The 13,718-nt window shown below is 73.9% G+C and carries 15 protein-coding genes; 6 read left to right on the top strand and 9 right to left on the bottom strand.

Features of this window, described 5'->3' with window-relative positions; all coding sequences use genetic code 11:
* Positions 1-13: 13 nt before the first annotated feature.
* Genes Q2K16_RS02025 through Q2K16_RS01990 form a run of 8 tightly spaced genes read right to left on the bottom strand, consistent with a single transcriptional unit; the run spans position 14 to position 6,200 of the window.
* Positions 14-790 (bottom strand): IclR family transcriptional regulator, encoded by a 777-nt coding sequence (locus Q2K16_RS02025; protein WP_302743246.1) that lies wholly within the window; start codon positions 788-790, stop codon positions 14-16.
* Between the two features lies 1 nt (position 791).
* Positions 792-1,175, bottom strand: coding sequence for a 4-carboxymuconolactone decarboxylase (pcaC, locus tag Q2K16_RS02020; RefSeq protein WP_240762200.1), 384 nt, complete (start codon positions 1,173-1,175; stop codon positions 792-794).
* Positions 1,172-1,945, bottom strand: a complete 774-nt coding sequence (gene pcaD, locus Q2K16_RS02015; RefSeq protein ID WP_302743245.1) for a 3-oxoadipate enol-lactonase — start codon at positions 1,943-1,945, stop codon at positions 1,172-1,174. Before pcaD ends, pcaC begins: the two co-directional genes overlap by 4 nt.
* Complete coding sequence (gene pcaB / locus Q2K16_RS02010; protein ID WP_302743244.1) at positions 1,942-3,282, bottom strand: 3-carboxy-cis,cis-muconate cycloisomerase; 1,341 nt, start codon at positions 3,280-3,282, stop codon at positions 1,942-1,944. Before pcaB ends, pcaD begins: the two co-directional genes overlap by 4 nt.
* Entirely contained in the window at positions 3,257-3,829 is a 573-nt protein-coding gene (gene pcaG, locus Q2K16_RS02005) for a protocatechuate 3,4-dioxygenase subunit alpha (RefSeq protein ID WP_302743243.1), read from the bottom strand. The genes pcaB and pcaG overlap by 26 nt, the downstream gene beginning before the upstream one ends.
* Positions 3,822-4,565 (bottom strand): protocatechuate 3,4-dioxygenase subunit beta, encoded by a 744-nt coding sequence (pcaH, locus tag Q2K16_RS02000; protein ID WP_302743242.1) that lies wholly within the window; start codon positions 4,563-4,565, stop codon positions 3,822-3,824. The genes pcaG and pcaH overlap by 8 nt, the downstream gene beginning before the upstream one ends.
* Positions 4,562-5,347, bottom strand: a complete 786-nt coding sequence (locus tag Q2K16_RS01995; protein ID WP_302743241.1) for a CoA-transferase subunit beta — start codon at positions 5,345-5,347, stop codon at positions 4,562-4,564. Before Q2K16_RS01995 ends, pcaH begins: the two co-directional genes overlap by 4 nt.
* A gap of 34 nt (positions 5,348-5,381) precedes the next feature.
* Positions 5,382-6,200 (bottom strand): CoA transferase subunit A, encoded by an 819-nt coding sequence (locus Q2K16_RS01990; RefSeq protein WP_302743240.1) that lies wholly within the window; start codon positions 6,198-6,200, stop codon positions 5,382-5,384.
* 257 nt (positions 6,201-6,457) lie between these two features.
* On the opposite strand from Q2K16_RS01990, the gene Q2K16_RS01985 reads away from it, so the two are divergent.
* The 6 genes from Q2K16_RS01985 (at position 6,458) to Q2K16_RS01960 (ending at position 12,218) form a co-directional block, all read left to right on the top strand.
* Positions 6,458-7,630 (top strand): 4-hydroxybenzoate 3-monooxygenase, encoded by a 1,173-nt coding sequence (locus Q2K16_RS01985; protein ID WP_302743239.1) that lies wholly within the window; start codon positions 6,458-6,460, stop codon positions 7,628-7,630.
* Between the two features lie 212 nt (positions 7,631-7,842).
* Positions 7,843-8,802, top strand: a complete 960-nt coding sequence (locus Q2K16_RS01980; protein ID WP_302743238.1) for an ABC transporter substrate-binding protein — start codon at positions 7,843-7,845, stop codon at positions 8,800-8,802.
* A 71-nt stretch (positions 8,803-8,873) separates the two neighbouring features.
* Positions 8,874-9,668: an ABC transporter permease gene (locus tag Q2K16_RS01975; RefSeq protein ID WP_302743237.1), complete on the top strand. Its 795-nt coding sequence runs from the start codon at positions 8,874-8,876 to the stop codon at positions 9,666-9,668.
* Complete coding sequence (locus Q2K16_RS01970) at positions 9,665-10,489, top strand: ABC transporter permease (protein WP_302743236.1); 825 nt, start codon at positions 9,665-9,667, stop codon at positions 10,487-10,489. The genes Q2K16_RS01975 and Q2K16_RS01970 overlap by 4 nt, the downstream gene beginning before the upstream one ends.
* Positions 10,482-11,294: an ABC transporter ATP-binding protein gene (locus Q2K16_RS01965; RefSeq protein ID WP_302743235.1), complete on the top strand. Its 813-nt coding sequence runs from the start codon at positions 10,482-10,484 to the stop codon at positions 11,292-11,294. Before Q2K16_RS01970 ends, Q2K16_RS01965 begins: the two co-directional genes overlap by 8 nt.
* Positions 11,295-11,324: 30 nt before the next feature.
* Positions 11,325-12,218: a PaaX family transcriptional regulator gene (locus tag Q2K16_RS01960; RefSeq protein WP_302743234.1), complete on the top strand. Its 894-nt coding sequence runs from the start codon at positions 11,325-11,327 to the stop codon at positions 12,216-12,218.
* Here Q2K16_RS01960 and Q2K16_RS01955 read toward each other — a convergent pair.
* Positions 12,142-13,668 carry an acyl-CoA synthetase gene (locus Q2K16_RS01955; protein ID WP_302743233.1) on the bottom strand — a complete coding sequence of 509 codons (1,527 nt, stop codon included), beginning with the start codon at positions 13,666-13,668 and terminating at the stop codon, positions 12,142-12,144. The genes Q2K16_RS01960 and Q2K16_RS01955 overlap by 77 nt on opposite strands.
* Between the last annotated feature and the right edge of the window lie 50 nt (positions 13,669-13,718).

The following is a 13,718-nucleotide window of genomic DNA, read 5'->3' as shown; positions in this document are numbered from 1 at the left end:
GGAGGCCCGGGGCTCATGCCCCGCGCAGATCCTCCTCGATCCGCCTGGCGGTGGCCAGCAGCGGCGGGAGCAACTCGCGCCGGATCAGCTCGAACGACCCCCGCGAGGCGTGCGCGGACAGGTTCACCGCCGCCACCACCGACCCGTGCGGGCCGTGGATCGGCGCGGCCAGCGACCGCAAGCCCTCCTCCAGTTCCTGGTCCACGATCGCGTACCCCTGGGCGGCGATCTTCGTCAGGACGGCCCGCAACTTCACCGGGTCGGTGATCGTACGTCGGGTCATGGGGTGCAGCCGCGCGGTGGCGAGGTAGTCGGTCAGCCGGTCAGCCGGTTGGGCGGCGAGCAGCACCCGCCCCATCGACGTGGCGTACGCCGGGAACCGGGTGCCGACGCTGATCCCCACCGTCATGATCCGTCGGGTGGGCACCCGGGCGACGTAGACCACCTCGTCGCCGTCGAGCACCGACACCGAGCAGGACTCGTGCACCTGCGCGACCAGCGCCTCCATGTGCGGTTGGGCGATCTCGGGCAGGCCCAGGCCGGACAGGTAGGCGTAGCCGAGGGCGAGGATCCGCGCCCGCAGCGAGAACAGCCGGCCGTCGGTGTGCACGTAGCCCAGCTCGACCAGGGTGAGCAGGAACCGCCGGGCCGCGGCCCGGGTCAGCCCGGTGCGGCGGGCCACGTCGCTCAGGGTGAGCTGCGGATGCTCGGCGTCGAACGCCCGGATCACCGCGAGCCCACGCTCCAGCGACTGCACGAACTCCGGTGACCGTGCCGTCTGACCGCCCACCTCACCCAGCCTCCCGCCGCAGGGCCTCCCGGGCCACCGTGAACGCCCGGTTCGCCGCCGGTACGCCAGCGTAGACGCCCACCTGGAGCAGGACCTCCGCCACCTCCTGCTCGGTCAGCCCGTTGCCCAGCGCGGCCCGCACGTGCATCGCCAACTCCTCCTCGTGGCGCAGGGCGGCGAGCACCGCGAGGGTGATGCAGCTGCGGGTACGCCGGTCGAGGCCGGGCCGGGTCCACACCTCCCCCCAGGCGTAGCGGGTGATGAAGTCCTGGAAGTCGGCGGTGAAGGCGTCGGTGCCGGCGACCGCGCGGTCGACGTGCGCGTCACCGAGCACCTGCCGGCGTACGGTCATGCCGGCCTCGTGCCGTTCGCGGTCGTCCATCATCCGCCCGTCTGCTCGAAGTGTCCCCGCAGGAGTCGGCCCACCTGCCCGGGTCGCTCGACGTTGGCCAGGTGGGCCGCCGCGTCGAGGACGACCAGCCGCGCCCCGGGGACCCGGTCGACGATCTCCCGGGCGTGCCCGACGGGGATCGCCGGGTCGTCCGCGCCCGCGACGACAAGCGTCGGCACACCGATCCGGCCCAGGTCGGGGCGCAGATCCAGGGCGGCGATCGCCTCGCAGCAGGCCGCGTAGCCGGCCGGGGAGGTCGCGGTCAGCATCGCGCGGTAGCCGGCCACCAGGTCCGGGCGGGCGGCGGCGAACGTCGGGGTGAACCAGCGGGCCACCACCGCGTCGGCGACCGGCGGCAGGCCACCGGAGCGGACCGTGGCCGCCCGCTCCCGCCACGGCCCGGGCGGGCCGAGCCACGCCGCCGTGCAGAGCAGGGCGAGCCGACGCACCCGGTCGGGCGCGTGGACGGCGAGCCACATGCCGACCATGCCGCCGAGGGACAGCCCCGCGTAGTGGACCCACGGCACGTCGAGGTGGTCCAGCGTCCGCAGCACCTCCCGGCCCAGCAGGTCGACGGTGTACGGCCCGGCCGGTGTCGCCGAGCGGCCGTGGCCCAGGTGGTCGTACCGGATCACCCGGAACCGTTCGGCGAGCGCCGTGACCTGGGGTTCCCACATCGCGCCGGTGGTGCCGAGGGAACTGCCGAGCAGCAGCACCGGCGCGGTGGGCGGGCCGTCGACGGTGAGGTGCAGCCGGGAGGTCACGACCCGGCGCCCCGGGCGGCGGTCAGCGCGGCGTCGACGAACCGGCCGGCCGACCCGAGCCACCGGTCCGGGTCGAGCGCCTCGTCGATCTCCGTCCCGGACAGGTGGGCACGGATCTGCGGATCGGCGAGCAGCGCGGCGCGGAACGCGGGTGCGGCGGCGGCCCGGGCGACCAGGTCGTGCGCGACGTCGCGGCCGACGGCGGGGGCCAGCCGGGCGGCGACGGCCTCGGCGAGCACCCGCCCGCCGGTGGCGTCGAGGTTCGCCCGCATCCGTACGGGATCGACCCGCAGCCCGGTCAGCAGCCGGGCGCACCGGGCGGTGCCGCCGCCGGCCAGGTGCAGCAGGTCGCGCAGCGGCTCCCACTCGGCGTGCCAGCCGCCGACGGCCCGTTCGTGCTCCTGCACGGCCGCGGCGAACAGGGTGGCGACGAGGCCGGGGCCGCGGCGTGCGGCGGCCCCGATCAGGATCGCGTCGACCGGGTTGCGCTTGTGCGGCAGGGCCGAGGATCCGCCCCGGCCGACGCCGCCCTCGGCCACCTCACCGACCTCGGTCTGGGCGAGCAGCCCGACGTCGAGTGCGATCTTGCCGGTGGCCGCGAGCAGGCCACCGAGGGCGGCGGCCAGATCGAGGCGGGGCTGCCGCTGGGTGTGCCAGGGCAGCGCGCTCGCGGGCAGCCCCAGGTGCGCGGCGAACCGGGCGGCGACGTCGGTGGCGGCCGGGCCGAGCACGGCGAGGGTGCCGACCGCGCCGCCGAGTTGCGCCGGCTGCCCGTCGCCGGCCTGCCGGAGCCGGTCGCGGGCCTGCGCCAGACCGGTCAGCCAGCCGGCGGCCTTGAGCCCGAAGGTGGTGGGTGCCGCCTGCTGGCCGAGGGTCCGGGCGGCCAGCACGGTGTCACGGTGGGTGTCGGCGAGCCGGGCGGCGACGGCGACGGCGTCGTCGAGGTGCCGGCGCAGCGCACCGAGCGCCCGGACGGCCAGCAGGCTCAGTGCGGTGTCCAGGATGTCCTGGCTGGTCGCCCCGAGGTGCACCCAGGGGCGGGCCGGGGCGGGCACGGCGGCGGTCAACTCCCGCACGAGGGGGACGACCGGGTTCCCGGCGGCGTCGGCGGCCCGGCCCAGCGCCGCCGGGTCGTACCGGTCGGGGTGGCACGCGGTGACGATCGCGTCGGCCGCCGGGGCGGGCAGGACTCCGGCGTCCGTCCCGGCCCGGGCCAGCGCGGCCTCCGCGTCGAGCAGCGCCCGCAGCAGAGCCGGATCGTCGAGTTCCGCGTCCACCTCCGGGCTGCCGGACAGGCCGGTGAGCAGGCCGTCAGACGGCGAAGAAGACGGTCTCACGGTCGCCCTGGAGGTGGATGTCGAAGCGGAAGCCGTCCGGTGCGGCGCTGGCCAGCAGCGTGCCCCGGCGGTCGGCCTCCACGCTGTTCAGCACCGGGTCGACGGCGTTGGCCGTCGGCTCGTCGGGGAAGTAGAGCCGGGTCACCAGGCGGTGCAGCAGCCCCCGGCCGAGCACCGAGAGGGTCAGGTGCGGGGCCTCGGTGCCGCCGTCCGGGTCGGGCAGCGGCCCCGGCCGGACCGTCAGCAACCGGTAGCACCCCTGGTCGTCGGTCTCGCTGCGCCCGAACCCCCGGAACCCCGCGAGCCGCGGCGGCCGGGCCCCGCGCGGGTCGTCGGGATGGTCGAACCGGCCGTCCGGGTCGGCCTGCCAGCTCTCCACCAGCGCGTCGACCACGGGTTCCCCGGTGCCGTCGACGATCCGGCCCCGGATCCAGAACGCGCCGGGGGTGCCCTCGGGGACGACGTACGGGCCGTCGGGCCAGTGCAGGCCGATGCTCAGGTACGGCCCGACGGTCTGCGCCGGGGTGACGCCCAGCCGGTCACTCATCGTCGTCCCCGTCCTCGAAGGGGGTGCCCTCCCGGCCCCGCAGCACGATGTCGAAGGCGTAGGCCAGTGCCCACTCGGGCTGCGTGGCGGCGTGGTCGTACCTGGCGACCAGGCGTTGCCGGGCCATCGGGTCGCGCACCGAGTGCAGCACCGGATCCTGGAAGAACAGCGGGTCGCCGGGGAAGTACATCTGCGTCACCAGCCGCTGGGTGAACGCCCGGCCGAACAGGGAGAAGTGGATGTGCGCCGGCCGCCAGGCGTTGTCGTGGTTGCGCCAGGGGTAGGCACCCGGTTGGACGGTGACGAACCGGTACCGCCCCTGGTCGTCGGTGAGCGCCCGGCCCACCCCGTCGAAGTGCGGGTCGATCGGGGCCGGCCAGGTGTCGCGGGCGTGGCGGTAGCGCCCTGCGGCGTTGGCCTGCCAGATCTCGACCAACGTACGCGGCACCGGCCGGCCGTCGCCGTCGCGGACCCGGCCGTGCACGATGATCCGCTGCCCCTGTGGTGGCCCGTCGTGCTGGCGGGTCAGGTCGTGGTCGAGGTCGCCGAGGCGTCCCTCGCCCAGCAGCGGCCCGGTGATCTCGGTCAGCCGCTGCGGCAGGTGGGCCAGCGGTTGCCGGGGAGCGCGCGTCACTGTCGACCGGTAGCCGGGGCTGAACAGCGGCGGGTGGGCGTCGACGTCGTCGCGCCGGTACGCCGGTAGCGGCAGTCCGCGGCCGGCGGTGTCCTCGGTCATGGTCGGCTCCCCTCGGCCGTCGCCTGCAACGCGCGCAGCACCGCCAGCTCGTGTGCCGTGGGCGGGTCGTTCGTGGTCAGCGGCTCGGCGACGGCGAGGTCCCAGCCGGTGGCGGCCCGCGCCTGCTCCCGGGTGACCCCGGGGTGCAGCCGGGTCAGCGTCAGCTCGCAGCTGACCGGGTCGGGTTCCAGGACGCCGAGGTCGGTGATGACCAGTCGGGGGCCGCCGCCGCGTAGCCCGAGCCGTTCCCGGTCCCCCGGGCCCGTGCCGTAGCCGACCGAGGTGACGAAGTCGACGCGGCTGGTGAAGGTGCGCGGGTTCTGTCGGACGATCACCACGACCTCGCGGCAGGAGGCGGCGATCTCCGGTGCCCCGCCCGCGCCGGGCAGCCGGACGGCCGGGGTCGCGTAGTCGTCGCCGACGACCGTGGTGTTGAGGTTGCCGTACCTGTCGAGCTGCGCCGCGCCGAGGAAGCCGACGTCGATGCGGCCGGGCTGGAGCCAGTAGTTGAACACCTCGGGCACCGACACGACCGCGTCGGCGGTGTCGGCGAGGACGCCGTCGCCGATGGACAGCGGCAGCCGGTCCGGTTTCGCGCCGAGGCAGCCGGACTCGTAGACGAGCACCAGGTTCGGGGCGTGGGTGGCACGGGCGAGGTTCGCCGCGGTGCTGGGCAGTCCGATCCCGACGAAGCAGGCGGCGCCGTCGCGGAGCTGCCGGGCGGCGGCGACGGTCATCATCTCGTCGGCGGTCCATCCGGCCGGCGGGGGCGGACCGTTCACGTCGGCCTCCCGGGGCGGGGGGCGGGCCGCGCGGTCACGCCGCCGCCCCGGCCCGGTGCACGTGGCGGTCGAGCCAGGCGCGGAAGGTGTCACGGTCCCGGCTGACGGCGTCCCAGGCGCGGTAGAAGTCGTTGTCCCGGACCGAGTAGCCCTGGGCGTAGGAGGGGTGGGCGCCGCCGGGCACCTCGGCCACGGCGGTGACGGCCCAGCCGGGCAGCACGACCTGCCCGGGGACGGGGGTCAGTTCGGGCACGATCTCCTCGACGGTGACCAGCGACCGGCGGGCGGCGAGCACCGCCTCCTTCTGCACGCCGGTGATGCCCCACAGCTGCACGTTGCCGGCCCGGTCGGCGCGTTGGGCGTGCACCACTGTCACGTCGGGGCACAGGGCCGCCACGGCGGTGAGGGTCTCGCCGGTGAAGGGGCAGTCGACCGAGCTGACGTTGGCGGTGTGCCGGGGCAGGTCGGTGCCGGTGTAGCCGCGCAGCACGGCGAACGGCAGACCGGACGCGCCGGCCACGTAGCGGTTGGCCATCCCGGCGTGGCTGTGTTCCTCCAGCTCCAGCGGGCGCGGCCAGGAGTGCTGCACGGCGTCGCGGAACCGGTGCAGCGATCCCACGCCGGGGTTGCCGCCCCAGGAGAAGACCAGCCGGCGGGCGCACCCGGCACCGATGAGCTGGTCGTAGATGACGTCGGGGGTCATCCGGACCAGGGTCAGCTCCTGCCGTCGCTGGCGGATGATCTCGTGACCGGCGGCGAACGGGATGAGGTGGGTGAAGCCTTCCAGGGCCACCACGTCGCCGTCGCGGACCAGTTCCGCCACGGCCTGCGCCAGCGGGACGAGCGTCGCCATGGGCCTCCCGCCTCACCTCGGACCGGTGTTCGCCATGCGGACCATCGTGCTCATGTCGAACGTACGGCCGGCGGCGGCGTCCGTCAACGTCCGCATCGGACCCGGCGCGGAGCGACCACCGTCCGGGCAGGACGTTGACGGGAGCCGGGCCACGTGCCAACGTTCAATACGAGAACACCCGTTCGCTCAGCGAACGCTTTCGGTGGCCCGCCGCCGGGCCCCGGTGTCGGGCCGGCGTCCAGGAAGGACGGACCGGGATGCGTACCCAGGTCGGCATCGTCGGCGCCGGGCCGGCGGGCCTCATGCTGTCGCACCTGCTGCACCGGCAGGGCATCGCCTCGGTGGTGCTGGAGAGCCGCAGCCGCGAGCACGTCGAGCACCGGCTGCGCGCCGGGGTGCTCGAACAGGGCTCGGTCGACCTGCTCTGCCGCACCGGCCTTGGCGAGCGGCTGCGCCGCGAGGGGCTGCGGCACGAGGGTATCGAGCTGCGCTTCGCCGGGGAGTCGCACCGGGTGCCGATGACCGAGCTGACCGGGCGGGCGATCACCGTCTACGGGCAGCAGGAGGTGGTCAAGGACCTGATCGCCGCGCGCCTCGCGGCCGGCGGCACGGTCCTGTTCGACGCCGAGGTGACCCGGCTGGACGGGCTCGACTCCCCCGACCCGGTGGTCCACTACCGACGCGACGGCCGGCAGGAGGAGCTGCGCTGCGACTTCGTGGCCGGCTGCGACGGGTTTCACGGGGTGAGCCGGGGCGCGGTGCCCGACGGGGTGCTGACCAGCTACGAGCGGGCGTACCCGTTCGCCTGGCTGGGGGTGCTCGCCGCCGCCGCGCCGGCCGTGGAGGAACTCGTCTACGCCCACCACGAACGGGGTTTCGCCCTCTACAGCATGCGCTCGCCGGAGATCTCCCGGCTCTACCTCCAGGTCGCCCCCGACGAGGACATCGCCGCGTGGCCGGACGAGCGGATCTGGGCGGAGCTGCGGGTCCGGCTGGAGACGGTGCCGGGCTGGTCGCTCACCGAGGGTCCGGTGCTGGAGAAGTCGATCACGCCGATGCGCAGTTTCGTGGTGGAGCCGATGCAGTGGGAGCGGCTGTACCTGGCCGGGGACGCCGTGCACATCGTCCCGCCCACCGGGGCCAAGGGCATGAACCTGGCGCTGGCCGACGTCGCGCTGCTCGGCGAGGCGTTCGCCGCCTGGTACTCCCACGGCCGCACCGACCTGCTGGCAGGCTACTCGACCACCGCGCTGCGCCGGGTCTGGCGGGCCCAGCACTTCTCGTGGTGGATGACGTCGATGCTGCACCGGCTGGCGCACGACGACCCGTACGAGGCGAGGTTGCAGACCGCGACGCTGCGGTACGCCGCCACCTCGCGGGCGTACGCGACGAGCCTGGCCGAGAACTACGTGGGCCTGCCGGAGGTCTGAGCGACACCACCATGACGCAGCGTCGTTCAACTTATTCATGACGGGCGTCAGAAATTCTTGACTTTCGATGCCGGGGTGGCTGACCATGGCCAACACAGCGGCGTGCGCCCCCACGCAGCGGTTGGTTCTCCCCGCAGGTCCGAGGCATCCCGCCGACTTCCGACGCACCCCACCACCCCCGCCCAGGAAGGGCCTCGTCAATGAAGAAGGTCATGGCTCTCGGGTTGATCGCCGCCGCGGTCGCCCTCACCGGATGTACCGACTCCGACGCGTCCACCCCGTCCGCACCGGCCTCCGGCGACCTGCGCACGGTGCGGGTCGCGGCGTTGCCGATCACCGAGACCGCCGCGCTGTGGGGCGGCATCAAGGCGGGCCTCTTCGCCGAGCGTGGGCTCCAGGTCGAGGTGCTGCCCGCCCAGGGCGGTGCGCAGGCCATCCCGGCACTGATGAACGGCGACATCGACTTCGCCATCGGCCAACCGTTCGGCCCGTTCCGCGCCGACCTGCAGAATCTGGGCGTCGTCATCATCGGCAACTACGCCTCCTCGTACGCCCAGGGTGACGACATCAACGCCGTGGTGGCCTCGGCGAAGTCCGGTGTGACCCGGCCGGCCGACCTCGCCGGCAAGCGGGTCGCGGTCAACAGCCTGGGCGCGGCCGGTGACGTCACGATCATGGCGGCGGTGGAGAAGGACGGCGGCGACCCCAAGAAGATCAAGTTCGTCGAGGTGGCCTTCCCCGACGCCCCGGCCCAGCTCGCGGCGGGCAACATCGACGCCGCCTGGGTGCCCGAACCGTTCGTCACCCAACTGCGGAGCCGGGGTGACACGTTCGTCGTGGCGCCCTACCAGGCGGTGGTGCCGGGCCTGGCCACCCTGACCACCATCACCACCACCGCCCGCCTCGACAAGGACGCCAAGCTGGTCGAGGACTTCTCCGCGGCGATGAAGAACACCCTCCGGTGGGCGCAGGACCCGGCCAACGCGCCGGCCGTGCGGCAGGCCATCAAGGACAACCTCCAACTGCCGCCACCGGTGGCGGAGTCGGTCAGGCTGCCGGCGTTCGGCTGGGACGTCGACCGGGCCAGCCTCCAGACGCTCGCCGAACTCGCCGGCAGGTACCGGGTGCTCGACCGGCAGCCCGACCTCGACCGGCTCATCCGCCAGCAGTAGCCGACCGGCGTCGCCCGGCGGCCGGGCCGCCGGGCGACCCCGACCACGCCACCTTCGGAGGTGACCCGCCCGTGCCCACCACCCGACGGCCACCCGCGTTGCGCAGGGCGCTGCTGGGCGTCACCGGCCTCGCCGGCTTCCTCGTCGGCTGGCAGGCGATCCCGACGCTGGGCCTGATCGACCCGCAGTACCTGCCATACGTGACGGACGTGCTGGCCCGGCTCGCCGAACAGCTCGTCGACCTGGCGTTCTGGCGGCGACTCGGCAGCACCATGACCTCCTGGGCGATCGGGCTGACCGTGGCGACCCTCGCCGCCGTCGCCCTCGGCACCGTCGTCGGCCTGGTGCCGTTCCTGCGCCGCGCGACCCACACGATGGTCGAGTTCCTGCGCCCCATCCCCTCGGTCGCGCTCATCCCGCTCGCCGTGCTGATGTTCGGCATCCAGCGGCAGGCCGCCCTGGTCATCATCGTCTACGCGTCGTTCTGGCAGGTGTTCGTGCAGGTGATCTACGGGGTCGCCGACGTCGACGCGGTCGCCCGGGACACCGCGCGCAGCTTCGGTCTGCGCCGCCGCGAGCAGTGGACGCACCTCGTCCTGCCGACCACCCTGCCGTACCTGATGACGGGTCTGCGGCTGGCCGCGGCGGTGGCGCTCATCCTGGCCATCACCGCCGAGATGGTGATCGGCAACCCCGGCCTCGGCCGCATGATCGAGCTGTCCCGCTCCGGCGGCGACGCGGTCGGCCTGTACGCCCTCGTCGTGGTCACCGGCCTGCTCGGGCTGGCGGTGAACCTCGTCTTCCGGTTCGTCGAACGGCGGACGCTGTCCTGGCACGAGTCCGTCCGTGGGGAGCGGGCACGGTGACCGCGTACCCGGGCCGGATCGTCGCCGCGCCCCGCCGTCGCCGGGCCGGCACGCGGGCCGTGGCGGGTCTGCTGCACGCGCTCGGGCTGCCCATGCTGCTGCTGGTGCTCTGGGGCCTGGTGGCGACCAGGGCGACGAACCGGTTCTTCCCCGACCCGGTGACGATCGCCGACGCCTTCGTCGACACCTGGATCGGGCCGGCGTTCGTCCAGGACGTGCTGCCGAGCCTCTACCGGCTCGGTCTCGGGGTCGCCGCGTCGATCGTGCTCGGCGTCGCCGCCGGCACCGTCATCGGCCTCACCCCGTGGCTGCGCGAGCTGCTCGAACCGTTGCTGGAGTTCCTCCGGGCCGTCCCGCCGCCGGTGCTGATCCCGGTGGCGATGCTCCTGCTCGGCATCACCGACACCATGAAGGTCGTGGTGATCGTCTCCGGCGCGGTCTGGCCGATCCTGCTCAACACGGTCGAGGGGGTCCGGGGCACCGACAGCGTGCTGACGCAGACCGCGCTGTCGTTCCGGGTCACCTGGTGGGAGCGGCTGTGGTTCCTGGTGCTCCCCGCCGCCAGTCCCCGGATCATGGCCGGGGTGCGGCAGGCCCTCTCGGTCGCGCTCATCCTGATGGTCATCTCCGAGATGTTCGCCTCGTCGGCCGGGCTGGGCTACCGGATCGCCTACTTCCAACGCAACTACCTCATCGCCGAGATGTGGAGCGGCATCCTGCTGCTCGGCGGGGTCGGCGTGCTGCTCGCCGTCGTCTTCGGGGTCGTCGAACGGCGCGTGCTGCGCTGGTACCACGGAATCAGGGAGGTCAACCGTGTCTGACCGGGGCACCCTGCTGCGGGTGGCGCAGCTGAACAAGGTCTACCAGGCCCGCACCGGCGACGTCGAGGCGATCGGGGACCTCAGCTTCACGATGGACGCCGGTGAGCTAGTCTGCATCGTCGGCCCGTCCGGGTGCGGCAAGACCACCCTGCTGAAGTGCCTCGCCGGACTGCTGCGCCCGACCGGCGGCACCGTCGAGATGCACGGCGCGCCGGTGACCGGCCCCAGCCCCGCCATGGCGGTGGTGTTCCAGGAGTACGGCCGCAGCCTCTACCCGTGGCTGACCGTACGCGGCAACGTCGAGCTGCCGCTGCGGCACAAGCGGCTCTCCCGCGCGCAGCGGCACACCCTGGTCGCCGACGCGCTCGACGCGGTGGGCCTGGCGCACGCCGCCCGCAGCCACCCGTGGCAGCTCTCCGGCGGGATGCAGCAGCGGGTGGCTATCGCGCGGGCCATCGCGTACCAGCCGGAAGTCCTGATCATGGACGAGCCGTTCGCGGCGGTGGACGCGCAGACCCGGGCCGACCTGGAGGACCTGGTGCGGGAGCTGCACGCCCGACGCGGGATATCGGTGCTGTTCGTCACCCACGACATCGACGAGTCGGTCTACCTCGGGCAGCGGGTACTGGTGCTGTCCCACGCGCCGACCCGGATACGCGAGGATCTGGTGATCGACCTGCCGGCCGAGCGGGACCAGATCACCACCCGCGCCCTGCCCCGGTTCACCGAACTGCGCACGCACGTCTACGGCGAGATCCAGCGGGCCAGACGCGGGCAGAACATGCCCCCGCGACCCGCGCCGTGAGCGTGCCGGCCGACGGAGGCGTCGGAGGGGATGACTGTGGCTAGGCGACAGCCGAAGCAACTGGTGCTCGCCTTCTTCGGCGAACACGTCGTCGATGGCGACACCGGGCCGATCCGGGCCAGCGTCCTGATCACCGTGCTGGAGGGGGCAGGCGTCGCCGCGCCGGCGACCCGGGCCACCCTCGACCGGCTGGTGCGCAGCGGCATCCTCGCCCGGGGCCGCAGCGGCCGGGAGACGCTGTTCTCGCTGACCGAGCACGGGGCGGCGGTGCTGCGCGAGGCGACGTACCGGGTACGCGGGCCACGGCCGTTCGACCCGCAGGGCAGCGGCTGGACGCTCGTCACCTTCTCGATCCCGGAGGAGCAGCGGACGCTGCGGCACCGGCTGCGCTCCACGCTCACCTGGGAGGGCTTCGCACCGATCCGCGACGGGCTGTGGCTGGCCCCCGGCGAGGTCGACCTCGCCGGGTCGTTGGAGCCGCTGCGCCAGGATCTCGCCCCGCACCCCGTGGTCGCCTTCCACGCCCGCGAACTCGCCGGCTTCCCGATCGGTGACAGCGTCCGCGCCGCCTGGGACATCGAGGCGATCCGGCGGGAGCACCTGGCGTTCATCGACAGGTGGGCCGATCCGGCCGCGACCACGGCGACGGCGGGCGCGCTGACCCTGCGCACGATGCTGGTGGCGGACTGGCTGGCGCTGCTGCGGGCCGACCCGAGGCTGCCGGCCGAGTTCATGGACGCGCAGTGGCCGGCCGCCCGGTCGGCGCAGACCTACCGCCTGGCGCACCGGGCGCTGGCCGAGGCGTCCACGGCGGAGTTCGCCGCCCTGGTCACCCACCGGCCCACCGTCAGCCGGCGAACCGCGCCCGCAGTTCGGCCTTCCGCACCTTCCCCGACGCGGTCCGCGGCAACTCGTCCACGATGACCACGTTCTTCGGCAGCTTGTAGCGGGCGAGCCTGCCGTCGAGGTGGGCCCGGACGGTGCCGGTGTCCACCGACGCCCCCGCCCGGACGGTCAGGACGGCCCACGGCACCTCCCCCCAGCGGTCGTCCGGCACCCCGATGACGGCCGCCGACACCACCCCGTCGATCTCGCCGAGCAGCAGTTCGAGTTCGGCCGGGTAGATGTTCTCGCCACCCGAGATGATCATGTCCTTGAGCCGGCCGGAGACGTAGAGGTAGCCGTCGTCGTCGAGGCGGCCCAGGTCGCCGGAGCGGAACCAGCCGTCGGGGGTGAACGCCTCGGCGGTCGCCTCCGGCAGGCCGTGGTAGCCGGCGAAGACGTTGGGCCCGGCCACCTCGATCTGACCGACCGCACCGGCGGGCAGCACGGCCCCGCCCGGGTCGGTGACCCGGACGTCGGTGAAGAAGTGCGGCAGGCCGACGCTGCCCTGCTTGGCCCGGGTCATCGCCGGCGGCAGCGCGGTCGCGCCCGGCGACGCCTCGGTCATCCCGTACCCCTGGGAGAACGACAGGCCCCGCGCCTCGTACGCGTCGAGGATGCGGGTCGGCACGGCGGACCCGCCGCAGGTGAGCTTCGTCAGCGTGGACAGGTCGGTCGCGGCCCAGTCCGGGTGGTCGGCCAGCAGTTGGTAGGTGGTCGGCACGCCGCTGAGCATGGTGACCCGGTGCCGGGCGATCTGCGCGAGCGCCCGGCCCGGTTCGAAACCCCGCTCGATGACCATCGTGGCCCCCTTGAGGATGACGGGCAGGGCACCCATCCCCAGCGAGGCGACGTGGAACAGCGGCGAGATCATCAGCGCCACGTCGGTGGAGACGACGTCGTAGTCGATCACGCAGTTGAGCGCCACCCAGGTCAGGTTGCCGTGGGTCAGCACCGCGCCCTTGGCCCGGCCGGTGGTGCCCGAGGTGTAGACGATCGCCGCCGGGTCGGTGGGGCAGGTGTCGGCGTGCCCGGCCCGTCCCGGGTCGGCGTCGCGGGTCAGCGCCGCCAGGCCCGGCCGGTCCGGGGTGCCCGCGCCGGTGACCAGGACCCGTGGGGGCCGGACGGTCGGCAGCACGGCGGCCACCGGTGCCGCGAAGTCCGGGTCGTGGATCAGCACCCGGGCCGCGCAGTCGGTCAGCACGTGGCCGATCTCGGGGGGTGCGAGCCGGGTGTTGACCGGCACGAACACGGCGCCGAGCCGCACCGTCCCGAACATCACCTGGAGGAACTCCGGACTGTTCTCGCCCAGGTAGGCGACGGTGTCGCCGGTGCCGACGCCGTGCTCCCGCAGCACCGCCGCGACCCGGTCCACGGCGTCGGCGAACTGCGCGTAGGTGACTGTCGCGCCCGCGCCGTGCACGAGAGCGACCTTGTCCGGGGACCTGAGCCGACGCCGGGTGACCCAGGCGTCGATTCCGTGCTGGTGCATCAGCAGTCTCCTGGTGGTGGAGGTGGAATGATCACCTGGCCGGACGCCGG

It is taken from the genome of Micromonospora cynarisoli, from assembly GCF_030518815.1.
In the GTDB taxonomy this organism is placed as follows: Bacteria; Actinomycetota; Actinomycetes; order Mycobacteriales; family Micromonosporaceae; genus Micromonospora; species Micromonospora wenchangensis.
The sequence above is the reverse complement of the archived record's forward strand: the minus strand, read 5'-3'. Positions and strand labels throughout refer to the sequence as shown.